General features: G+C 64.9%; 21 protein-coding genes, 1 tRNA gene and 1 pseudogene. 5 read left to right on the top strand and 18 right to left on the bottom strand.

From position 1 onward, the window contains the following. Positions 1–39: 39 nt before the first annotated feature. The 3 genes from CK218_RS09170 to CK218_RS09160 form a co-directional block, all read right to left on the bottom strand. Positions 40–867, bottom strand: a complete 828-nt coding sequence (locus tag CK218_RS09170) for a carbohydrate ABC transporter permease (RefSeq protein ID WP_067001418.1) — start codon at positions 865–867, stop codon at positions 40–42. Further along, on the bottom strand, positions 864–1,733 hold the full coding sequence (locus CK218_RS09165; protein WP_095827572.1) for a sugar ABC transporter permease: 870 nt from the start codon (positions 1,731–1,733) through the stop codon (positions 864–866). Before CK218_RS09165 ends, CK218_RS09170 begins: the two co-directional genes overlap by 4 nt. 286 nt (positions 1,734–2,019) lie before the next feature. After that, positions 2,020–3,249 (bottom strand): sugar ABC transporter substrate-binding protein, encoded by a 1,230-nt coding sequence (locus CK218_RS09160; protein ID WP_095827478.1) that lies wholly within the window; start codon positions 3,247–3,249, stop codon positions 2,020–2,022. A 171-nt stretch (positions 3,250–3,420) separates the two neighbouring features. Here CK218_RS09160 and CK218_RS09155 point away from each other — a divergent pair, with 171 nt between their 5' ends. From CK218_RS09155 to CK218_RS09145, 3 genes are read left to right on the top strand one after another with little or no spacing between them, the layout of a single operon-like run. Next, complete coding sequence (locus tag CK218_RS09155; RefSeq protein WP_095827477.1) at positions 3,421–4,191, top strand: SDR family oxidoreductase; 771 nt, start codon at positions 3,421–3,423, stop codon at positions 4,189–4,191. A gap of 2 nt (positions 4,192–4,193) precedes the next feature. Then, positions 4,194–5,261, top strand: a complete 1,068-nt coding sequence (gene ugpC, locus CK218_RS09150; RefSeq protein WP_095782651.1) for a sn-glycerol-3-phosphate ABC transporter ATP-binding protein UgpC — start codon at positions 4,194–4,196, stop codon at positions 5,259–5,261. A gap of 9 nt (positions 5,262–5,270) precedes the next feature. Continuing rightward, positions 5,271–6,152 carry a MurR/RpiR family transcriptional regulator gene (locus CK218_RS09145; RefSeq protein WP_067001412.1) on the top strand — a complete coding sequence of 294 codons (882 nt, stop codon included), beginning with the start codon at positions 5,271–5,273 and terminating at the stop codon, positions 6,150–6,152. Positions 6,153–6,259: 107 nt separating this feature from the next. Here the strand turns inward: CK218_RS09145 and CK218_RS09140 are convergent, their stop codons facing one another. After that, the gene (locus CK218_RS09140) at positions 6,260–6,571 is read right to left on the bottom strand and encodes a DUF167 family protein (RefSeq protein ID WP_095827476.1); all 312 of its coding nucleotides are present in this window, start codon (positions 6,569–6,571) and stop codon (positions 6,260–6,262) included. A 9-nt stretch (positions 6,572–6,580) separates the two neighbouring features. Then, entirely contained in the window at positions 6,581–6,871 is a 291-nt protein-coding gene (locus tag CK218_RS09135; RefSeq protein WP_067002157.1) for a YggT family protein, read from the bottom strand. Positions 6,872–7,010: 139 nt separating this feature from the next. On the opposite strand from CK218_RS09135, the gene CK218_RS09130 reads away from it, so the two are divergent. Then, a tRNA-Ala gene (locus tag CK218_RS09130) sits at positions 7,011–7,086 on the top strand. 37 nt (positions 7,087–7,123) lie between these two features. Here the strand turns inward: CK218_RS09130 and CK218_RS09125 are convergent. Further along, positions 7,124–7,459, bottom strand: coding sequence for a hypothetical protein (locus tag CK218_RS09125; protein ID WP_143749611.1), 336 nt, complete (start codon positions 7,457–7,459; stop codon positions 7,124–7,126). Positions 7,460–7,734: 275 nt separating this feature from the next. Here CK218_RS09125 and CK218_RS09120 point away from each other — a divergent pair, with 275 nt between their 5' ends. Beyond that, entirely contained in the window at positions 7,735–7,914 is a 180-nt protein-coding gene (locus tag CK218_RS09120) for a hypothetical protein (protein WP_095827474.1), read from the top strand. 54 nt (positions 7,915–7,968) lie between these two features. Here CK218_RS09120 and CK218_RS09115 read toward each other — a convergent pair whose 3' ends face one another. The 12 genes and pseudogenes from CK218_RS09115 to exbB all read right to left on the bottom strand — a co-directional run bounded on the left by CK218_RS09115 (position 7,969) and on the right by exbB (position 20,823). Further along, positions 7,969–8,463: a hypothetical protein gene (locus CK218_RS09115; protein ID WP_095827473.1), complete on the bottom strand. Its 495-nt coding sequence runs from the start codon at positions 8,461–8,463 to the stop codon at positions 7,969–7,971. 125 nt (positions 8,464–8,588) lie between these two features. After that, positions 8,589–9,983 carry a multicopper oxidase family protein gene (locus CK218_RS09110; protein WP_095827472.1) on the bottom strand — a complete coding sequence of 465 codons (1,395 nt, stop codon included), beginning with the start codon at positions 9,981–9,983 and terminating at the stop codon, positions 8,589–8,591. 129 nt (positions 9,984–10,112) lie between these two features. After that, positions 10,113–11,921, bottom strand: a complete 1,809-nt coding sequence (locus CK218_RS09105; protein WP_095827471.1) for an ABC transporter ATP-binding protein — start codon at positions 11,919–11,921, stop codon at positions 10,113–10,115. A 151-nt stretch (positions 11,922–12,072) separates the two neighbouring features. Then, positions 12,073–13,017 (bottom strand): acetamidase/formamidase family protein, encoded by a 945-nt coding sequence (locus tag CK218_RS09100; RefSeq protein ID WP_095827470.1) that lies wholly within the window; start codon positions 13,015–13,017, stop codon positions 12,073–12,075. After that, a complete protein-coding gene (locus tag CK218_RS09095) occupies positions 13,007–14,650 on the bottom strand; it encodes an ABC transporter substrate-binding protein (protein WP_095827469.1) in 1,644 nt (547 codons plus the stop codon). Before CK218_RS09095 ends, CK218_RS09100 begins: the two co-directional genes overlap by 11 nt. Before the next feature lie 33 nt (positions 14,651–14,683). Next, the gene (locus tag CK218_RS09090) at positions 14,684–15,604 is read right to left on the bottom strand and encodes an ABC transporter permease (RefSeq protein ID WP_095827468.1); all 921 of its coding nucleotides are present in this window, start codon (positions 15,602–15,604) and stop codon (positions 14,684–14,686) included. Next, a pseudogene (locus tag CK218_RS09085) lies at positions 15,601–16,467 on the bottom strand (ABC transporter permease). The gene CK218_RS09090 and the pseudogene CK218_RS09085 overlap by 4 nt, the downstream one beginning before the upstream one ends. A 19-nt stretch (positions 16,468–16,486) precedes the next feature. Beyond that, positions 16,487–17,089: an ANTAR domain-containing protein gene (locus CK218_RS09080; RefSeq protein ID WP_095827467.1), complete on the bottom strand. Its 603-nt coding sequence runs from the start codon at positions 17,087–17,089 to the stop codon at positions 16,487–16,489. Further along, a complete protein-coding gene (locus CK218_RS09075; RefSeq protein WP_095827466.1) occupies positions 17,086–18,180 on the bottom strand; it encodes a transporter substrate-binding protein in 1,095 nt (364 codons plus the stop codon). Before CK218_RS09075 ends, CK218_RS09080 begins: the two co-directional genes overlap by 4 nt. A gap of 159 nt (positions 18,181–18,339) precedes the next feature. Then, complete coding sequence (locus CK218_RS09070; protein WP_095827465.1) at positions 18,340–19,317, bottom strand: energy transducer TonB; 978 nt, start codon at positions 19,315–19,317, stop codon at positions 18,340–18,342. Further along, entirely contained in the window at positions 19,314–19,799 is a 486-nt protein-coding gene (gene exbD, locus CK218_RS09065; protein ID WP_095827464.1) for a TonB system transport protein ExbD, read from the bottom strand. The genes CK218_RS09070 and exbD overlap by 4 nt, the downstream gene beginning before the upstream one ends. Before the next feature lie 7 nt (positions 19,800–19,806). Continuing rightward, complete coding sequence (exbB, locus tag CK218_RS09060) at positions 19,807–20,823, bottom strand: tonB-system energizer ExbB (protein WP_179294454.1); 1,017 nt, start codon at positions 20,821–20,823, stop codon at positions 19,807–19,809. Positions 20,824–20,878: the final 55 nt, after the last annotated feature.

Genomic DNA, 20,878 nt, shown 5'->3' with positions numbered 1-20,878 from the left:
GAAAACCGCTGCACGGTTTTCCTGGAATTGCCGGGATTGCTATTTCACCGCTCCTAATGCCAGCCCGCGCACCAGGTAGCGCTGCAGCCAGATGAAGAGGATCGCCACCGGCAGCGTTGCCAGCAGCGTGGCCGCCATGACATGGTGCCATTCGATCGTGTAGCGGCCGGCGACCAGCGAGAAAACCTGGATCGGCAGCGTGTAGCTTTCCTGGCTGCGCAGCATGGTGAGCGCCACGACGAACTCGTTCCAGGCGTTGATGAAGGTGAAGATCGCCGTCACAGCGATTGCCGGCAGGCAAAGCGGCAGGAACACTTTGCGCAGCGTCAGCCAGCGGCCGGCGCCTTCCATCCAGGCGGCCTCTTCGAGGTCGCGCGGAATGGTGTCGAAATAGCTCTGCAGCATCCAGACGGTGAAGGCGACGTTGAAGGCCATGTAGATGAAGCCGAGTGCCGTCGTGCTCTCGACCAGCCCCCAGGCGGCCATCAGCCTGAACAGGCCAAGCACCAGCACGATCGGCGAGATCATCTGCGAGATCAGCAGGAACTGGCGGAAGGCGCCATAACCGGCAAAGCGGAAGCGCGACATGGCATATGCCGCCGGCACCGAGATCAGGATGGCGCCGATCGTCGCCAGCGCCGAGACATAGAGCGAGTTGAGAAGCGCCTGGCCGAAGCCGGTCGCCACCCACATATCGGCGAAATTCGACCAGCGGAATTCGCTCGGCCACCATGTTGGCGTCAGCACTTCGGTCCGCGGCTTGACCGCGGTGAGGAACATCACCGCGAAGGGGAAGATCGTCACCACGATCAATGGCGCAAGCAGCAGCCAGGCGATGATCGAGCGTTTCAGCTTGCCGTTTCTCATGCGCGTTGCTCCCGCATGGCGAGCCGCACATAGATCATGGTGAAGATGAGCAGGATGACGAACATCACCAGCGACACCGCCGAAGCCTCGCCCAGCTTGCCGATGCGGAAGGCGAGCTTGTAGAGATGGGTGACCAATATGTCGGTGGAGTTCGCCGGTCCCCCTTGAGTCATCACCCAGATGATCGGGAAGGAGTTGAAGACGTAGATCGTGTTGAGCACGATCGCGATGTTGACGAACGGTTTTAGGAGCGGAAAGGTGATCTCGCGGAACTGCTGTAAGGGGGTCGCGCCCTCCAGCGCCGCGGCTTCGTAGAGATCGTCGGGGATCGACGACAGGCCGCCGAGGAAGATCGTGGTAGTGAACGGCACCGTCACCAGTATGCCGATCAGCACCTGCATCGGGAAGGCGGTCTCGGCGCTCGCCAGCCACTGGATGTTCTGGCTGATCAGGCCGAGCTTCATCAGCCCCGAGTTCAGCATGCCGCTTTCGCCGTTGAGCGCCCAGCGCCATACCACCGCCGTCATGGTCAGTGACACCGCCCAGGGCAGCATGATGATGACGCGGGCCAGCCCACGGCCGTAGAAGTCGGTATTGAGGATGATCGCCACCGGGATCGACAAGAGCAGCGCCCCGCCGACCACCAGCACGGTCCATAGGCCGGTGCGCCACAGGGCGGCGACAAAATCGGGATCGGCAGCAAGCGCCCGGAAATTGGCCAGGCCGCTGAAGTCGCGCAGCTGGCCAAAGCGATTCACGTCATGCGTCGAGATCTGCACGAGATCCCAGACGGGCCAGAAGATCACCACCGCCGCCAGCAAAAGGCTGGGAAGCGTCAGCAGATAGGGCACGATACGGCTTTGCATCGGCTGGCTTGCACCGCGTTGCGGGTAGATGGCAGTGGCATTGGTGCTCAAGGCACGTCCCCATTCGAATTTCGCTGGCCTGCCGGCTTGGCTGTCGTTCTTCCTGGGCAATTGCGTCAGGATTTGCATTCCTCGCCGGCGTTTGCGCCGACATCGATGATTGTCCTTGTCTGAACCGATTGCCCGGTCGTTCTTAAACCGCGCCCGTTCTCCTGGGATTGCCACACCGGACAGATGTGGCGCGCCCCGACGGGTGGGGCGCGCCACGGGCGCAGGGAGATACGCCCTATTTCTTCAGCACGCCGTTGGCCTTGTCTGCCGCCTCCTTCAAAGCGGCCTCCGGCTCGGCGCTGCCGAGATAGATCTTCTGCATGGCGTCGGAAGTGATCTGGGCGATTTCTTCCCAGCCCGGGATGACCGGCGCGAAGCGAGCGTCGGGCAACAGCGCGGTGAAGGCGGCGAGGTCGGCGTTGTTGACGTAATACTCCATCTTCGCCTCTTCCTTGTTCACGGGCAGGAAGCCTTCGCCTTGCGTGAACTTGGCGCGCTGCTCCTTGGTGAACAGGAAGTCGAGCAGTTTCCAGGCCTCGTCCTTGTTCTTGGAGTTCTTGAACATGATTATGGAATCGGTGACGCCATAGGTGCCGCGCGCGCCGGTCGGCCCGGCCGGAATGGCGGCGACGCCGTATTTCAGGCTGGGTGCCTCTTCCTTGATCTGGTTGGAGAGGAATGGCGCGGTGATCATCATGCCGACCTTGCCCTGCTTGAACAGGTTCTGCACGTCCTCGCGGTTGTTGGAGGTCACGCCGGGCTCGGTCAGGCCCTCGTCGATCATCGACTTGTAAAGCTTGGCCGCCTCAAGCGCCCCCGGCGTGCTCAGGCCCGACGTGCCGTCCTTGTTGAGGATCTCCGTGCCGAATGACCACATCGCGTAGTAGTAATAGACGTCCGTCTCGATCTCCTTGCCTTGCAGGCCGTAGCCGAAGGCGCCGACCGCCTTGATCTTGCGCGCGTCCTCCTGCAACTCGGTCCAGGTTGCCGGCGGCTTGGCTATGCCGGCCTTCTCGAACAGCTCCTTGTTGTAATACATGGCACGCGCCGAGGCGGCGATCGGCAGGCCATAGGTATGGCCGTTCATGATCGAGGGCTGCAGGAAGGTATCTATGAAGCGGTCCTTGAACTCGGGCTTGATGTAGCTGTCGAGCGGCTCGGCGACGTCTTGCTGCACGAAGTCGATCAGCCAGCGCGTGCCGATGATCGACAGATCGGCATTGGTGCCGGCAGTGATGTCGGTGGTCAGCTTCTGCAGGAGCACGTCCCACGGCACCACTTCATATTTGATGGTGATGCCGGGATTGGCCGCCTCGAACTCCTTCTTCACCTCTTCGAAATAGGGGCCGGTCTTGGCGCTGTATTCGGCGACGGTGACGCGCACCTCGCCCGCATCGGCCGGCGCGGCAAGCGCCAGCATGCTCATTCCGGCCAACAGGCCGACAGTCCATTTCGCAAGGCTCATCTGATCTCCTCCCATGATGCGCATTCGCGCCTGGCCCGGTGGGCACAGGATTTATGTTACTTTCCTACATTATCGATGGTTTTCGGGGAAGCAAGCAGTTTATCATGTTGCTTAATTACATTTCCTTGAGTAGCGTTCTCTCCCTGTCTGAAGAGGCGAGGAGCACTGATCGTGGTGTCGCAGGGCGATTTCGAGGGCAAGACAATTGTCGTCACCGGCGCCGGCGGCGGTCTTGGCTCGGCGATCGTGGCGCTGATGGCCGAGCGCGGCGGCCGCATCGTCGGCTGCGACCAGTCGGCCGAGGCGCTGACCAGCCCGTACATCGCCTCGTGCCACGTTTTCAACCTGCTCGACCGCACCTCGATCGAAGCGGCGATCTCAAGCCTGCTCGACAAAGACGGCGTGCCGGATATCCTTGTCAACAATGCCGGCTGGACGCGCGCCGAGACGCTGAAAGCGTTGACGCCGGACAGAATAGAACAGGAGCTCGACCTCAACCTCGCCGGCGTGATGAGTTTCGCCGATCCGCTGGTCAAGGGGATGGCCGTGCGCGGCTCGGGCAGCGTCGTCTTCATCTCCTCGGTCAACGCCATCGCGCATTTCGGCAATCCGGCCTATGCCGCCGCCAAAGCCGGCATCAACGCTTACGCCAAGTCGATCGCCGTCGAACTTGGCCGCAGCGGCGTGCGCGCCAACGTCGTCTGCCCTGGCTCGATCCGCACCGCCGCCTGGGATCATCGCCTGGCTAAGGATCCCGAGATCCTCGGCCGGCTGAAGCGGCTCTATCCGCTCGGCCGCATCGTGAATGCGTCGGAAGTGGCCGAGGCCGTGGCTTTCCTTGCTTCCGACCGCGCATCCGGCATAACGGGCGCCGTGGTGCCGGTGGACGCCGGACTGACAGCCGGCTACCTGCCTTTCATCGATGACATTTTGGGAGCGTGACCATGACCGATGTCCAGTTTCGCAACCTGTCGAAATCCTTCGGCCAGCATAAAATCCTCGAGGACATCAACCTCGAGATCAAGAGCGGCGAGTTCGTCGTGCTGGTTGGTCCGTCCGGCTGCGGTAAGTCCACGCTCCTGCGCATGCTGGCCGGGCTGGAGACGATCTCCTCCGGTGATCTCGTGATCGGCGGCACCCGTGCCAACGACCTGCCGCCGCAGAAGCGCAACATCGCCATGGTCTTCCAGTCCTATGCCCTGTTCCCGCATCTGAGGGCCGCCGACAATATCGGCTTCGGCCCGAAGATCCGCGGCGAGACGCGTGCCGCGATCGACGACAAGGTGAAGAAAGCGTCCGGCGTGCTCAACCTCTTCTCCTATCTCGACCGCTATCCCAGGCAGTTGTCCGGCGGCCAGCGTCAGCGCGTCGCCATGGGCCGCGCCATCGTGCGTGAGCCCTCCGTCTTTCTGTTCGATGAGCCGCTCTCCAATCTCGACGCGCAGTTGCGCGTGCAGATGCGCACCGAGATCAAGGCGCTGCACCAGCGGCTGAAATCGACCATCGTCTACGTCACCCACGACCAGATCGAGGCCATGACCATGGCCGACCGCATCGTCGTGATGGATCGTGGCCGCATCCAACAGGTCGGACAGCCGCTCGAACTCTACGACCGGCCGGCCAACAAGTTCGTCGCCGGCTTCATCGGCTCGCCGTCGATGAGTTTTGTTTCCGGCGCGCTGAAGACCGCCGACGCCAAGTCCTGGTTCGAGACCAAAGGCGGCGGCCGGCTGGCGCTTGCCGGCAAAACAGCGTCCGGCGGCGACACGGTCGAGGCGGGCATCCGCCCCGAGCATTTCATCATCGGCGCGCGTGACGATGCCATCGCCATCGACGTCGACGTGGTCGAGCCGACCGGCTCAGAGACCCATGTCTATGGCTCGATCGGCGACGACACGGTGCGCGCCGTGTTCCGCGACCGGCTGCAGGTGAAGCCGGGTGACCGGCTGCCGGTGAGCGTCGACCCGCGCAACATCCATCTCTTCGACAAGGCGACGGGCCTGCCGCTGTGAGATGAAAGGATGAAGACCCCGGCCGACATTATCACCCGCCTGCAACTGATGTCGCAGGACGGCACCAAATCGGACCGCCGGCTGGCCGGCTTGGTGCTTTCCGATCTCGATTTCGCCTCCAAGGCAGCGATTTCGGAGATTGCCGCGCGTGTCGGCGTCAGCGAGCCGACCGTCACCCGCTTCTGCCGCAATCTCGGCTGCGAGGGCCTGCGCGATTTCAAATTCTATTTGGCGCAGGCGATCGCCATCGGCGGTCAGTACCTGTCGCCGGAACCGCTCAGCCGCGACGCGCGCGAGCAGCGCATCGCTTCCGCCATTACCGAGGCAGCGGTCGCCGCCATCCAGCGCGCCAGCGAAAATCTCGACATGACGACGCTGATGGCTGTCGGCGCCCGCATCGCCGGTTCCGGCAATGTGCTGTGCATCGGCTCCGGCGGCATCTCCTCGATGATGGCGACGGAGATGCAAAATCGGCTGTTCCGGCTGGGCCTCTCGGCGCTCGCCCAGGTCGACGGCCAGTTACAGCGCATGTATGCGGCGGTCGCGACACCGGAGACGACGCTGGTCGCCTTCTCGGTCTCGGGCTATGCCCGCTCGGTCATCGAGGCGGTCGAGGTCGCGCAGCAATATGGCGCAGCCACCGTCGCCATCACCGCGCCCGATTCGGCTTTGGCCAAGGTCGCCGACACGGTCATCCAGCTGCAGTCTTTCGAGGACGGCAATATCTACAAGCCGACCTCGTCGCGCTACGCGCTGCTTGCCATTCTCGACATGATCGCCACCACGGTGGCGGAATCGCGCGGGCCGAAGGTGCTGGAGAACCTGCGCCGCATCAAGCAGAGCGTGAACACGCTGAAGGTCGACGATCCGAAGCTGCCGCTGGGAGACTGAAGCGCCGGCGCTGAACTGCCGATCTCCCCCGAGTAGGAACCCAAGCGGGGGGGAATGTCCGGCAGGACAGAGGCGGGCGCTGGCCCGCCTCGCCTCTCAAGTTTGGATTACCCGGAAAGCGCCTCGACGCGCTTCGCCAGCTCAGCCGCATCACCCCAGATCCGCAGCGTCTTCAGCCGGGACGTGCCTCCGGCCACCACCGAAACCGCCGATCCCGGCACGCCAAGCGCCTTCGCCACCATCCGCTCCAGCGCCGTATTGGCGGCGCCGTTCTCCGGCACCGCGCGCACACGCGCCTTGAGATGGCTGCGCCCGTCGGCGGCCGTCTCAATGCCTTCGATCCGATCCACCGCCGCCTTCGGCGTCAGCCGCACGAAAAGGTCGATGCCGTCGTCGCGCGGACGGAACGGCGAGTCCATGGATCGGCCTTAAGCGACCCAGGAGAAGACGGTGGTGATCAAAAACTGGCGGATGAAGAAGATGATCAAAAGAAGAATGATCGGCGAGATGTCGATGCCGCCAAGATCGGGCATGTAGCGACGGATCGGCCGCAGCGCCGGCTCGGTCAGACGGTAAAGCATATTGCCGACGGTGCCGACAAACTGGTTGCGCGAGTTGACGACGTTGAAGGCATAGAGCCAGGAAAAGATCGCCGAGGCGATGATGATCCACCAGTAGATATCAAGCGCCATGACGATGGTTTGAATAAGGGCGATCATGCCGGTCTCCAAATTGTCGCCGACATGTAGCCATTGCGCGCGGAACCGGCAAGGCCCGGCCGTTTCGGCGCTCGATGCCGGGCACCGTTTCGCCTTGACATCAAACCGCCGCGACCGATACAAGCCGATCCGCTGGAACGGGGCTGTAGCTCAGCTGGGAGAGCGCATCGTTCGCAATGATGAGGTCAGGGGTTCGATCCCCCTCAGCTCCACCAGCCGAAAGCAGGGGCGGGCTCTGGGCCCGCCATTCGCTCAGTCATCCCAATCGTCCCAATTGTCTTCATCCTGCCGCGGATAGCCGGGGATGACGCGGACAATCGGCCGCTGGCGCTCGTAGCGCCAGTAATACTCGTCCGACGGCTGCGGCTCGTAGGTGCGATAGATCGGCCGGTAGTGCCGCTCGCGCTTCCAATGCTTGTGCTTCTTGTGCGGGCGCACGCAATAGCCGTCTTCGGTCAGGTACGCGCATGTCACATGCGCCTGCTGCACGAGGCCGTCTCCAGCCGGGATACCGATCATCGGCGCCGCCTGAACCGCGGGCGCCAGCGCCAGCATGGTGCCGGCAAGAGTAAGGACGGACAATTTCATCGACCTCTCCATCGTCTCGAATTGGGCGGCCGAAAGACCTTCGGATTCGGGACGATTTGCGGCGACCAGCATCACTTTTCTTTCCCGCCGCACATATGGGCGTCAGATCATGTTTCCACTTGCATCCTGCGTCCTGGACGCCGGCCTGCTCTGTTTCCAGGTCACGAATTGGCAACGAGAAGCCATCTTCCGCGTCATTCCCACGAAACAGACGGGGCGCATTGGGTTGGGCGTCCCGCCGCCGACATATCCGCCATCTCAAGGGAGAAATACCAATGTCAGTGGTGGGAATCCTGCTCCATCTCGGCCGAGCCATCATCCATGCGCACAACAACGCCAAGGTCAGGAACTTGATGGACGCCTCGCCGCCCGAAACCCGCACAAACATGGGCCGGCAAGTTTCACCCGGCGCCTCCGAAAAAGAGCCCGGCGCCATTCATCCCGGCGGACGCTAAGGCACTTCCAGGACAAGTGCGAATTGGAGGCTCCGCGTGGCCGGTATTGCCCGATCATCTGGAGACCGCCGTCGCTTTGCGATTGCGCTGTCGCGCATAGGCCACGCAGGCGTCCACCGTGCTGACGCAGAGCGCATCGATGCTGTTGGGCAAATTGTTGTCGCCGGCATAGGTCACTTCCGCGACACGGCCGCCGAGCATGCGAATCTGCGTGTTGCAATAGCCGCCGGGCGCGACGTTGACGGACCCTCCAACCGTGGGGATAGCGCCCAGGGCCATGGTCGGCACCGCGATGTTGAGATTGCCGCGCTGCACGCTGCGCTGATAGGTCCAGATCTGGCCGGACGGTCCCACATCGGCGGTCGCGGTCGGAAAGCCGGCGCACATGCGGACATCGGCCTCGCTGAGGCCGACCATTTCCCTGCGGGCGGCCGCCGTGGTGGCATCCTCTTTCGCGACCCGCGACGTATCGTCGGGGATGACGCAGGACGACAGGATAGAGATGCCTGCCGCAACAAGGGCAAGTTTTCGAATGCGCAAAGATGTCATGCCGTCGGTCGGAGTTGCGTGCCGCCCCAGCGCCTCTTGCCTACCTAGGCAAGCGGGCAAGGGCGTCAACCCGTCGAGGTCCGCGAATTCCGGTCGAAGGCGAGGGCGCCTACCGCTCTACGTGCTCACGCCACCCGCAAATAGCTCGTCATGCCCGTCTTCTGGTGCTCGATGATGTGGCAGTGGAGCAGCCAGTCGCCGGGGTTGTCGGCGACGAAGCCCAGTTGCACCTTCTCGTCGGGCTGGATCAGATAGGTGTCGGAGATAAGCGGCTGGACCGCGCGCGTCGAGGACGACAGCACCTTGAAGCTCATGCCGTGCAGGTGGATAGGGTGCGCGTGCGGCGTCAGGTTTTCCATGTCGATGATGTAGCTTTGGCCGAGTTTCAGCTCGGCCAGCGGCGCGGTCGGGTCCGGCGTGTCGCCCGGCCACGGCACTTTGTTGATCGCCCAGAAACTATAGCCGAGCGACCCACAGATGCTGTCGGCCGCGACATTTTCGGCCGTGGCGCTCAGCGCCAGCGGAATGCGCCTCGCGGCGGCGACGTCCACCTCCGCCACCGGATTGGGCTCGAGCGGGCCGAGATCGCGAAGATCGCGCTTGAGCGATTGGCCGACCGCACGCAGTGTCGCCAGAACCTTTGGCTTCGTGCCCCTGACATCCCGCAGGCTGACGATCGCGCCTTCGTCGTCGGGCATGCGGATGGCAAGCTCCAGCCGTTGTCCGGGCCCGAGCTGCAGGGCGTCGGGCGCAAAGCGCTGCGGCACCGGATTGCCGTCGAGCGCGATGACGGCGGCCTCGGCGCCGTCGACGCGGAAGCCATAGATGCGCGTGACGTCGGTGATGGCGGCCCGCAGCCGCACCAGCCCGCCGGCCGGCGCGTCATATTGCGGCTGGTCGAGCCAGTTGGCCGTGCGCACCGTGCCATAGGTGCCGCTACGCGCCGCATCGCGCGGCCGGAACTGCGCGATGAACTGGCCGTCATCGCCGAGGCGCCAGTCGCGCAGATTGAGCGCCACTTCGGCATCGAAGGCAGGATCGTTCGGGTTTTCCACCACGATGACGCCGGTCAGCCCATGGCCCATCTGTTCCAGCGTGTTGCAATGCGGGTGATACCAGAAGGTGCCGGCGTCTGGCGGCGCGAAGGCGTAGTCGAAATGATCGCCCCGATACACATAGGGCTGGATCATGAACGGCACGCCGTCCATCTTGTTGGGAACGCGGATGCCATGCCAATGGATGGTCGTCGGGTCGTCGATGCCGTTGACGAGCCGCGCAGCGAATGGCTTGCCTTTCTTCATCCTGATGACCGGCGGCGAGCCGGCCTCGCCATAGGTCAGGACATTCTTCGTTGGCGCGCCGGCCATCAACTGCGCTGCAATGCCTGCAGTCTTCAAGATCAGCGGTTCGGGTTTCGCCGCCGCCCAACCGGCGAACTTGCCGGCGGTCGAGAGGCCGATGCCGGCCGCGCCGGCCGCCGCGGCGCCCTGCAGGAGTTTGCGGCGTGTGAGGACCGACATTGAGAATCCGAAATGGGTGAGTGGCGGCTTCAGGCTCTACCATCATTCGCGCACATCCCGAAACGGACAGATCGCCGCTCCCGAAAGCCAATCGAATGCCAGGCTGAATGCGGCAGGCCGTGGCCCTGATCAATCTCCGACGGCGGCGAAATGTCCGCCGCCGAAATCCTTGAGCACCAGTTTCGGCACGCTCTCCCCGATCCGCCGCGTCGCGCTTGGAATTTCGCGGTCGAGACGGGCAAAGCGTGTCCGGCGCAATGACGGATCGGGAACAGGAACGGCCTCGATCAGCCGCCGCGTATAGGGATGGCGCGGATTGGAGAACACCTGGTCGCGACTGCCGATCTCGACGATCTGGCCGAGATACATGACGGCGACACGATCCGAGACGTTTTCGACCACCGCCATGTCGTGCGAGATGAACAGATAGGCGACGCCGAATTCGCGCTGCAGCTCCTTCAAGAGATCGAGCACGCGCGCTTGCACCGAAACGTCGAGAGCCGAAACGCTCTCGTCGGCGATGATCAGCTTCGGCCTCAGCGCCAGCGCCCGCGCGATGCAGATGCGTTGGCGCTGGCCGCCCGAGAATTCATGCGGATAAAGTTCCATCTGCTCAGACGACAGACCGACCCGCTCGAACAGCGCTGCCACGCGTTGGCGCCGTTCTTCCTTCGAGCCGATGCCGTGGATCAGCAGCGGCTCCGCCACCAGCTCGCCGACGCGCATGCGCGGATCGAGCGAGGCATAAGGATCCTGAAAGACCATCTGCACGTCGCGCCGCACCGCCTTGCGCTCGTCGCGCGCGAGGCGGGACAATTCGCGTCCGCCGATCGTCACGCCGCCGCTATAAGGAACGAGGCCGGCCAGCGCCTTGGCGGTGGTCGACTTGCCGCAGCCGGACTCGCCGACCAGCGCCAGCGTCTCGTTCGGCGCGATCGAGAAGCTGATGCCTTCGACGGCATGCACCCTTCGGTTGACGCGGCCGAAGAAGCCGCCACGCAGGTCGAAGCGGACATGCAGGTCTTTCACGACCGCCACCTTGTCTTGCATTGCCGCCACGTCGGACTCGCCGGAAGCCCGGCGGCGCGCGCCGGAGCCGATGCGCGGAACGGCGGCAAGGAGCTCGCGCGTATACGCGGCTTGCGGCCTGGCAAAAATAGCCGATGTCGTCCCCTCTTCGACCATGCGGCCGTTGCGCATGACGATCACCCGATCGGCCATTTCGGCGACGACGCCCATGTCGTGGGTGATCAGGATCACACTGGTGCCGTGCTGGCGCTGCAGGTCGCGCAGCAGTTCCAGCACCTCGCCCTGCACGGTCACGTCGAGCGCCGTCGTCGGCTCGTCGGCGATCAGCACGGCGGGTTCGAGCGCCAGCGCCATCGCGATCATCACCCGCTGGCGCATGCCGCCGGACAGCTCGTGCGGAAATTGTTCCAGCCGGCTTTCGGCCTCGGAGATGCGCACCGCCTTCAGCGCCGCGACCGCGCGCAGCTTGGCCTCCGTGTGGGATACACCGATATGCGCCTCGATCGACTCGGCGAGCTGCCGGCCGATCGACAGCACCGGATTGAGCGAGGTCATCGGCTCCTGGAAGATCATGGCGATGCGGTCGCCGCGAATGTCGCGCATGCGCCGCTCGTCGAGCACCGTCAGCTCGACGGCGCTGCCATCCTTGTCGCGAAGCCGGATCGCGCCGGCGGCGATGCGGCCGGCCGGCTGCGGCAGCAATTGCATGATTGCCAGCGCGGTCATCGACTTGCCGGAGCCGGACTCGCCGGCGATGCACAGCGTCTCGCCGCGTTTGAGAGACAGCGACAGGCCGGATACCACCTCGCGCTCGCCATCCTCGCCGCGCACGCTGACGCTGAGGCCGGCGATTTCAAGCACCGCCTCGCCGGCCAGCGCTGATGGAACTTCGCGAACGCTTTGCGTCATTGCTTTCCCCGAGCAAGTCGGAGCGCCGGTCCCCACCCGGACCTTTGGTCCGACCTCCCGACGAGGGGGAGGTAGGGCGCTGGCGTTTTACCCTCCCTCTTGTGGGGAGGGTCGCTGCGAAGCAGCGGGGCGGGGGTGGGGCGCCGACCTCTCATTCAAACACGCAGCGCGGGAAGTAGAACGACACCACCCAGTTCGGCATGTCGACGATCTCGCTGATCCTGAGATCGCCGCAGACCGAGACCAGCATATAGGCGTCGACCGGGTCGAGCTTGTATCGGCCGGCCAGCAGGTCGACCATCTGACTGACCGCCTGCTTGGCGCCGGTCATCAGGTCGGGTCCGATCCCGGTCGTCACCTCATAACCTTTGGCGTCGAGATGCCGCGTCACCGGGCCCGGCGTGGTGAAGCGCGGCGTCTTCAGCCGCGCGTCCTTCACCAGGTCGAGCTTGAGCACGACGTCCATCGGACTCTCGATCGCAGTGCCGCACACTTCGCCATCGCCCTGCGCGGCATGCGTGTCGCCGACGGAAAACAGCGCGCCTGCCACTTCCACCGGCAGATAGAGAATGGTGCCGGCGGCAAGATCCCTTATGTCGAGGTTGCCGCCGACGCGCCGCGGCGGCACCACCGAATGGTGGCCCATCTCGCCCGGCGCGTTGCCGATCGTGCCGGCAAACGGCTTCAGCGGCACGCGGCCTTGTCTGCCGAACAGCGCCGGCTCGAGCGAGCCGGGGTCATATTTCCAGATGTTGAGTGCCGGCTCCTTGAAGTCGTCGGCAAGCAGACCGAAGCCCGGAATGTTCGCCGTCCAGCCGAAGCCGGACGGCTTGAACATTTCGATCGTCACCTTCAGCGCGTCGCCGGGCTCGGCGCCCTCGACGAAGATCGGCCCGGTCACCGGGTTGATCATGCCGAAATCGAGATTGGCGATATCGCCGACGGTGCTGTGGGCCTTGAGCTGCCCGCCGGAGGAATCCAGGCACTGGAACTCGATCGTCGAGCCAGGTGCCACGCGCTCGGCCGGGGCAAAGGAATTGTCCCAGCCGAAGTGGTGATGGCGCCCGTGGATGGTGTAGTCGCAGTTACTGCACATCTTTCACATACACATTGTCGTAGTTGATCGGGATATGGACCGGGTCGACATAGAGATTGTCGGCGCCGCCCATGCGGGCCGACTTCAGCGTGAAGCGCTGCTCGTTGAAGACCGGCGCCCAGGGTGCGTCCTCCATGATCTTGTCGTAGATCGCGCTCCACATCTTCTCGCGATCCGCGGACTTTGCCGGATCGACGACCGAATCGGCTTCGGCCGCCTTGGCGTCGAGATCCTTGTTGCAGTACCACGCCCAATTCCAGCCGCCCGGCACCGCGCCGGCGCAGCCGAGGATCGGTCCGTAGAAGTTGGACGGATCCGGGAAATCGGCGATCCAGGCCATGCCGCCCGACCAGATCATCGGCGCGCCGGACTTGTCGCCGCCGGCGGCAATCACGTTGGCCTGGGCGAGCGATTGGATGCTGGCCTTGATGCCGATGGCCGCCAGATCCTGCTGGATCGCCTGCGCGATACGCGGATTGGGGTCGGTGTTCATGGCGAACAACTGCGTTTCGAAGCCATCGGGGTGGCCGGCCTCGGCAAGCAGGGCCTTGGCCTTGGCGACGTCATAGGGATAGCCCTTGAATGCCTTGTCGTAACCGGGCATCGAAGGCGGCAGCGGCTGGTTGGCCGGCACCGCGCGGTTGTTGATCATCTGAACGATGCGGTCCTTGTTGATCGCCATGTTGACCGCCTGGCGCACCTTCACATTGTCGAAGGGCGGCATGGTGGTGTTCATGGTGATGTAGCCGGTGTGCAATTGCCCGCCCACCACGACGCGGGCCTTCTGCTCCGGATCGTTCATCACCTCCTGGAATTTGGCCGGCGGAATGCCGTCGCCGGGCACGTCGATCTCGCCCTTCTGCAGGCGCAGCAGCGCCACGATCGGCTCCTGGCCGATCTCGAAGGTGATCTTGTCGAGATGCGGCAGGCCCTTGTGCCAGTAGTCGGGATTGCGCTCGAAGACGATGCGCTGGCCGAGCGTCCATTCGGCGAGCTTGAAGGCGCCGGTGCCGACCGGATGCTTGCCGAAGTCGGCGCCGTATTTCTCGACCTCCTCCTTCGGCACCACATGCGAGAAGTTGATCGCCATGACATGCAGGAAAGTGGCGTCCGGACGGGTCAGCTCGAACTTGATCGTATAGGGATCGACCGCGGTGACGCCGGAGAGGCTGTTCGCTTTGCCGGCGGCGACCTCGTCATAGCCTTTGATCGAGCCGAAGAAGCCGGCGCCCGGGCTCTGCGTCTTCGGATTGGTGACGCGGTCGAGCGAGTATTTGACGTCGTCGGCCGTCATCTCCCGGCCATTGTGGAACTTCACGCCGTGGCGCAGCTTGAAGGTGAAGGTCTTGCCGTCCGGCGAGATCTCGTAGCTTTCGGCAAGGTCGGGCTTCAGCTTGGTGGTGCCGGGCTCATAGTCCATGAGGCCATCGAACAAGCTCTTGATCATCGACCAGTTCTGCCAGTCGTAGCCGATCGCCGGATCGAGCGTCGCGACATCGTCCTTGTAGGTGATGGTGATGGCGCCGCCCTGCTTGGCGTTAGGGTCGACCGCGTCGTCGGCGCGCGCGCTTGCCATGCCGAGCATCAGCGCAAGCGCCGAGGCCGCCACGGTGGATGCCAGAAATCGTCTCATGTCACTGTTCCCTTTCTCTGGTTGTTGCCTTGTTCATCTGAGTTTAATTCGGGGGTCGATGAAGGGCGCGATGATGTCGGCCAGCAGGTTGCCGAGCACGATGGCGAAGGCCGAGACCAGGGTGACGCCCATGATGATCGGGATGTCGACGCGCTGGATGGCCTGCCAGGCGAGCTGGCCGATGCCGGGCCAGCCGAAGACGCTTTCGACCGCCACGATGCCGCCCATGAAGACGCCGATGTCGATGCCGATCATGGCGACCACCGGCAGGATGGCGTTGGGCAGCGCATGGCGGAACAGGATGGCGCCGCGCGCCAGGCCCTTGGCGCGGGCGGTGCGCATATAGTCCTGGCGCAGAACGTCGATCATCGACGAGCGCATCATGCGCGCATACCAGCCGGCGCCGAGTATGCCCATAGTCAGCGAGGGCAGCACCAGATGCCGCCAGCTGCCGTAGCCGCCGATCGGGAACCAGCCGAGCCGGACGGCGAAGACATAGAGCAGGAGCAGGCCAACGACGAATTGCGGCGCCGAGACGCCGACAAAGGAGGCGACCATCAAGGTCTGATCGGTGGAGGTGCCGCGCTTGACGGCGGCGATCAGGCCCATGGTAAGGCCGATCGCGAGCTCGCACAGGATGGCGCCGACCATCAGAAGCAGGCTCGCCGGCAGCCGCGAGACGATGAGCTCGGTGACTTCCGAGCGCTGGATGTAGGAGCGGCCGAGATCGCCGCTGAGCAGCCTTGTGAGATAGTGCCAGTACTGGACGATGAAGGGCTGGTCGAGGCCGAGCTGCCTGCGGATGTTTTCAACCGTGTCGGGCGTCGCGCTGCGGCCGGCGATCTGGCGCACTGGGTCCGCCGGCAGCAGATAGAGCAGCGCGAAGGTGATCAGCGAGACGCCGAGCAGGATGAGCAGCGACTGGATGAGACGTCGGCCGAGATAGGCGATCATGCCCGCCCCCTCTGCGTCGGGTCGAGGATGTCGCGCAGCGCGTCGCCGATCAGGTTGAAGGCAAGCGCAAGCGCCAGGATCGCGGCGCCGGGGAAGAACACCAGCCAGGGCGCCGCCTAGAAATAGGTCTGGTTCTCGAAGATGATGTTGCCCCAGGAGGCCGTCGGCGGCTGCACGCCGATGCCGAGATAGCTGAGCGTGGCTTCGAGCAGCACCGTGGTCGAGATGCCGAGCGTGCCCCAGACGATGATGGTCGGCAGCAGATGCGGCAGAATATGGCGCAACAGGATGCGCGGCGCGCTCGCCCCTATCGTGCGCTCGGCATCGATGAACTCGCGCTCGGACAGCGACGAGGTTTCGGTGTAGATGACGCGGGCGGTCTGCACCCAGTTGACCAGCGCGATCACCATGGCAACGATCCAAAGGCTCGGCTCGAACACCGCCGCCAGGCAGATGGCGAGAAGCAGTGCCGGGAAGGCCATCATCAGGTCGGTGAAGCGCATCAGCGCGCTGCCGATCCAGCCGCGGAAATAACCGGCCGTGACGCCGACCAGCGTACCGATCAGAAGCGCCACGCCGTTGGCGACGATGCCGATGATCAGCGAGGTGCGGGCGCCGAACAGGATGCGGGTCAACAGGTCGCGGCCGAGCAGGTCGGTGCCCAGCCAGAACTTGGCGTTCGGCGGCAAGGGCGAACCTTCCAGCGTCAGTCCGTCGAACATCTGCTCGTTGGGATCGTAGCCGGTCAGCCACGGCGCCAGGATGGCGCCAGCAAGCACGATGGCGACGATGAAGAGTCCGAGCAGCGCCAGCGGCCGCTTGAGCAGCCGGCGCCAGACGCCGGCGCGCGGCTTGACCGGCATTTGGCCCGGCGCCGGGAGATCAGGCGCGATGGGATTGGTCACCGCCATCCTCGTCTTCCGTCATCGCCACGATCCGCCGGGCCGCTTCCTCGACGCTGATCTGCCAGCTCATCGCCAGCGACCGCAACTGCGCATAGGCGCGATCGTCGTCGCTGCCTTTCGACAGCGCCGCGACCGCGCGCACGATGGTCTGGCGCTCGCCGACGCGCTGGCGCAGCGACGTGATCTCGTCGGCCAGCCGTTTCCCCGCCTCGAAGCTTTGCCGGGCGATCAGCAGCGCGCTGTACACGCCGGCATTGCCGACCGGTTTCAGCAATTGCGCGTCGGCTTTTTGCGACAGCGCCCATTCGATGCGGCCCGGCGCTTCCGAACCGATCAGCGCCACCAGGGGCATCGGCGCCTCGCCCGGCTGCCACGGGAACTGCTCGTCGAAGCCGAGATCGGCGTCGAAGAAGACGAAATCCGCGGCAAGCGCCTCTGCCGGCAATTGCGGCCAGCACTCGACCGCCTCAAGGCCGATCGCCGACAGCTGCCTGGTGATCGCCTGCACCGTCGCGTGCGGGCGATGCAGCACGAAAGCCCACGCGCCGCCGAGATTGGGGATGCGTGCGGACCGGCTCACGACACCACCCTGAGCCGCGGACGGCCGAAGGTCTTCGCCGGGTCGTAACGCGACAGATAGGGATCGGGCGCCACCTCTTCCTCGCGGCTGACGACCTCGAAAAATCCATCGGCGATGCGCCCGATGATCACCGGCAGGGTTGCATGCTGCGTGTGCGGATCGATTGCGATAGGCCCCAGGCGCGTCGTGAAGCGGCGCCCGGCGAAGGCTTTTGAGAACGCCGCCGGGCCGGCGTCGGGATCGCCGGAGAGCACGTCCGCCATCACTTGCACCGATGCATAGGCGGACGCCTCGAAGGACGAGGCGAAGGCAGCCGGGCGCGGCGCGAAATAGGGTCCGGCCGACAAATGGCCCCTGCCCGTTTCGCCGATCGCCGGCAACTCGCCCTCGGTGAGATTGCAGGATATGACCGGGCAGGCGTCGGCCTTGAAGGTCGCATTCTCGCGTCCCAAGTCGCGATATGCCGCCAGGAAGGCATAGGACGAGGTGCCGATGAGGTTGTTGAGGATGAAATTCGGCCGCGTGGCGCGGATTTCATCGATCAGGCGCGAAACGTCGGTTTCGCCGATGCGCAGGTAGCGCTCGCCGAGCACCTTGCCCGCAGCGTCGGCGATAAGGTCGCGCGCGACGCGGTTCATCTCCCAGCCCCAGATATAGTTCGAGCCGAGCAGGAAGCCGTTGGCACCGAAACGCGGCGCGACATGAGCCATCAGCGGAACCAGATGCTGGTTCGGGCAGGCATGCATGTAGACGACATGCTCGTTGGCCTCGAACCCCTCATAGGGGCAGGCATACCAGAGCATGCCGCCCGCCTTCTCCAGCACAGGGATCGTCTCCTTGCGGCTCCAGGAGGTAATGCAGCCGATCACGTGGCGGGCGCTGCTGGTCCGGAAGATATCCTCGCAAAGCGTGGCGTAGCGGTCGGCATTGCTTTGCGGATCGCGTTCGACCGGCACCAGCTCGATCCCGCAGCTTCGGTCGGCATTGATGTCGGCGATCGCCCGCATCGCGCCCGTACGGCACGCGTCCGAGACGAGCTGGTAGCTGCCGGATCGCGAATAGAGGACGCCGATCTCGATACGCCGTTTCAAGCAATGCCCCAAAAATGAAAAAGCCCCGCAGCCGCCGCCGACAGGCGAGGCATACGAGGCATTCTTGCCGTCCGGCGACCGAGGCCGATATGTTCGCAGCTACCCTATTCCCTACCGCCCGCCAGTCAAGCCTCAAAGTTGCATGGCGCGGCGGGGCATCTAATCGCGCAGGCTGAAGACGAAAGGCGCGGTGCGGGTGACGTGGGCGCCGAGTTCGGCCGGCGGCGCCGGCACCGACGCGCCCTGCAACACGCCGAGCGCGGCGCGATCGAGATCCGGATCGCCCGAGGATTGCGCCAGCCGGGCAGAGACCACCCTGCCGGAGACGTCTACCGTGAAGGTTACAGTAGGCGTGCCCTCGACGCGCCTGGAGCGCGCCGCGCTTGGATAGCGGGTATTCCGCCTGATCCATGCCGCCAAGCTGGAATTCCAGCGCGACGGGCTGACGCTCGATCGCGACACCGACTCGGAGGATTGCGGCGCGGCGGCCTTCGCGCCTGCGTTGGCATCGATGCCGGCCATCGTCACAGCCTTTGGCGGCGCGGCCTTTGCCCTTTTCCTCTGGTTCGGCTTTTCGACCGGCTTCTTTTCCGCTTTTTTCCTCGCTTCGACGGGCTGGCTTGCCTTCGGCTGCGCCTCGAGAGGCTTTGGCTGCGGCAGCGGAACGACGACGTCGGGAGTAACTGCCTCGACAGGGTCGGGCACGACCTCGTCCAGCGGCGGCCGCTCGCTGAGCGCAGCTACTGTCTCCGCCGGTTCGGCCTCCGCCGCCTTGTCGGAAACGACCGGCGGCTCGGCGACCGGCTCGACCCTTTTCATGACCGGCGCCGGATCGGTCACCGGTTTCACTTCGCTGACCGCCGGCGCCTCCTCGATTGCATCGGGCGGCTCCGGCGTGACCGTGTCCAGCATGGCCGCCTCTTCCGGCACGGCAGGCGTCGTCGGCAGCGGCGCCATTTCGACAGCCAGCGCCGGCGGCGGGCCGCCGTCCGGCACCTCGGAAAAGCTCAGATTCTGCACCGCATAAGCGACCGCGACATGTGCGGCGAAAATAACCGTGGCCGCGCTTGCCCACAGACCGGCTTCGCGGAAGCCGAAGCGTGGCTGGGTGGACAAGGCGGCGATCGCTTGCGTCATTGCGCCGCGCTTCCGCTTGTCGCCGGCGCGGAGGTGGCGCCCGCGGCCGCAGCCCCGGTGCCGGACGCCGTCTCCAGCCCGACCAGGGCGATCTTGAGGTAGCCCGCAGCGCGCAGCAGGTTCATTACCTCCATCAGCTCGCCATAGCCCACCGCCTTGTCGGCGCGCAGGAAGATGCGCGTCTGCTTGTCGCCCTTGGTGCGGCTGTGGAGCACGGTGGCGAAGCTCGGTCGCGGCACAGCCTCATTGCCGATCGCCAGAGAAAGATCGCTTTTCAGCGTTAGGAACAGCGGTGTCTCCGGCCGTGGCGCCGGCGTCGCCGTCGACCCGGGCAGGTCGACATTGACGTCGACGGTCGCAAGCGGAGCCGCGACCATGAAGATGATCAAAAGCACCAAGATGACGTCGATGAACGGGGTGACGTTGATCTCGTGGCTTTCCTCGAGATCGTCGCCGGCCGTCTCACGAATCCGCGCCGCCATTGGCCGCTCACTCCGCTGCCAACGCGGTTGCCGGCGGCACCGTGCGAAAATCGAGGTCGCGGCTGACCAGCCGCTCGACGCCTGCCGAGGCGTCGGCGAGGATCTGCCTGTAGCCGGCTATCGATCGCGCGAAGACGTTGTAGATCACCACCGCCGGGATCGCAGCCACCAAACCTATTGCCGTGGCGAGCAGGGCTTCGGCGATCCCCGGCGCCACCACCGCAAGATTGGTGGTCTGCGCCTGCGAGATGCCGATGAAGGCGTTCATGATGCCCCAGACGGTGCCGAACAGGCCGACGAAGGGCGCCGTGGAGCCGATGGTGGCGAGCAGGCCGGTGCCGCGCGACATGCGCCGGGACGCTGCCGCCTCGATGCGCGACAGCCGCGAGGTGACGCGCTCCTTCAGGCCATCACCTGATGCATGGTCCAGCGCGCCCGCCGAAAGCGCGCGCTCTTCCTCCGCCGCCCGCACCAGCAGCGCGCCCGGGCCACCGCTGTGGCCGAGCGCGCGGCCGGCCTGCATCAGCGTCGCGGCATTGCCGATCGCGTTCGCCGCGCGCCGCGCCTTGAGCTTGCCGCCGACGATCTCCAGCGACTTGGCGAGCCAGATCGTCCAGGTGACCAGAGAAGCGAAAGCAAGTCCGACCATCACCGCCTTCACCACGATGTCGGCGTTCATGAACATGCCCCAGGGCGACAGGTCATGCGGCAGCGTCAGAGCAATGGCGGAAGGCTCTTCGCCCCCAGCAGTGCTCGGCGCCGGCTGAACGCGCGGTTCGGTCGGTGCGGCAGCGGTTGGTGCCTCCGTCGCCGGGGCCTGCGCCCCGGCCGGGGCCTGAGCTGGCTGCGCGGCCGCCGGAGCTGTCATGGGCTGCTGAGCAGGCGCTTGTGCAACCGGTACCGCGGGTGCAGCCTGCTTCTGTGCCGCCGCGATGTCGGGAAGGATCGAGCCGGCCGCAAGAATGGCGAACGCGGCCAGCACCACAAAAAAAACGTTCCGGGACAAGGCTAGTCCTCGCGTCATCATTGCACGCCAATGCCGTCTGACTAGAAAACATGAGTTAGAGAGTCAACTATTA

Origin of the sequence: Mesorhizobium sp. WSM3879 (genome assembly GCF_002294915.1) — a bacterium.
Classification (GTDB): Bacteria; Pseudomonadota; Alphaproteobacteria; order Rhizobiales; family Rhizobiaceae; genus Mesorhizobium.
Note: the sequence above shows the minus strand (reverse complement) of the source record. Positions and strands in the feature narration are given on the sequence as shown.

What these genes read in the sequence shown, in the direction of transcription:
- CK218_RS09115 (WP_095827473.1), bottom strand. Translation starts at nt 8,463, where the DNA reads ATGACATCTTTGCGCATTCGAAAACTTGCCCTTGTTGCGGCAGGCATC.
- CK218_RS09165 (WP_095827572.1), bottom strand. Translation starts at nt 1,733, where the DNA reads ATGCAAAGCCGTATCGTGCCCTATCTGCTGACGCTTCCCAGCCTTTTG.
- CK218_RS09140 (WP_095827476.1), bottom strand. Translation starts at nt 6,571, where the DNA reads ATGGACTCGCCGTTCCGTCCGCGCGACGACGGCATCGACCTTTTCGTG.
- CK218_RS09160 (WP_095827478.1), bottom strand. Translation starts at nt 3,249, where the DNA reads ATGAGCCTTGCGAAATGGACTGTCGGCCTGTTGGCCGGAATGAGCATG.
- CK218_RS09110 (WP_095827472.1), bottom strand. Translation starts at nt 9,983, where the DNA reads ATGTCGGTCCTCACACGCCGCAAACTCCTGCAGGGCGCCGCGGCGGCC.
- CK218_RS09100 (WP_095827470.1), bottom strand. Translation starts at nt 13,017, where the DNA reads ATGTGCAGTAACTGCGACTACACCATCCACGGGCGCCATCACCACTTC.
- exbD (WP_095827464.1), bottom strand. Translation starts at nt 19,799, where the DNA reads ATGGCGGCGCGGATTCGTGAGACGGCCGGCGACGATCTCGAGGAAAGC.
- CK218_RS09095 (WP_095827469.1), bottom strand. Translation starts at nt 14,650, where the DNA reads ATGAGACGATTTCTGGCATCCACCGTGGCGGCCTCGGCGCTTGCGCTG.
- CK218_RS09125 (WP_143749611.1), bottom strand. Translation starts at nt 7,459, where the DNA reads ATGAAATTGTCCGTCCTTACTCTTGCCGGCACCATGCTGGCGCTGGCG.
- exbB (WP_179294454.1), bottom strand. Translation starts at nt 20,823, where the DNA reads ATGACGCGAGGACTAGCCTTGTCCCGGAACGTTTTTTTTGTGGTGCTG.
- CK218_RS09105 (WP_095827471.1), bottom strand. Translation starts at nt 11,921, where the DNA reads ATGACGCAAAGCGTTCGCGAAGTTCCATCAGCGCTGGCCGGCGAGGCG.
- CK218_RS09070 (WP_095827465.1), bottom strand. Translation starts at nt 19,317, where the DNA reads ATGACGCAAGCGATCGCCGCCTTGTCCACCCAGCCACGCTTCGGCTTC.
- ugpC (WP_095782651.1), top strand. Translation starts at nt 4,194, where the DNA reads ATGACCGATGTCCAGTTTCGCAACCTGTCGAAATCCTTCGGCCAGCAT.
- CK218_RS09090 (WP_095827468.1), bottom strand. Translation starts at nt 15,604, where the DNA reads ATGATCGCCTATCTCGGCCGACGTCTCATCCAGTCGCTGCTCATCCTG.
- CK218_RS09145 (WP_067001412.1), top strand. Translation starts at nt 5,271, where the DNA reads ATGAAGACCCCGGCCGACATTATCACCCGCCTGCAACTGATGTCGCAG.
- CK218_RS09170 (WP_067001418.1), bottom strand. Translation starts at nt 867, where the DNA reads ATGAGAAACGGCAAGCTGAAACGCTCGATCATCGCCTGGCTGCTGCTT.
- CK218_RS09120 (WP_095827474.1), top strand. Translation starts at nt 7,735, where the DNA reads ATGTCAGTGGTGGGAATCCTGCTCCATCTCGGCCGAGCCATCATCCAT.
- CK218_RS09135 (WP_067002157.1), bottom strand. Translation starts at nt 6,871, where the DNA reads ATGATCGCCCTTATTCAAACCATCGTCATGGCGCTTGATATCTACTGG.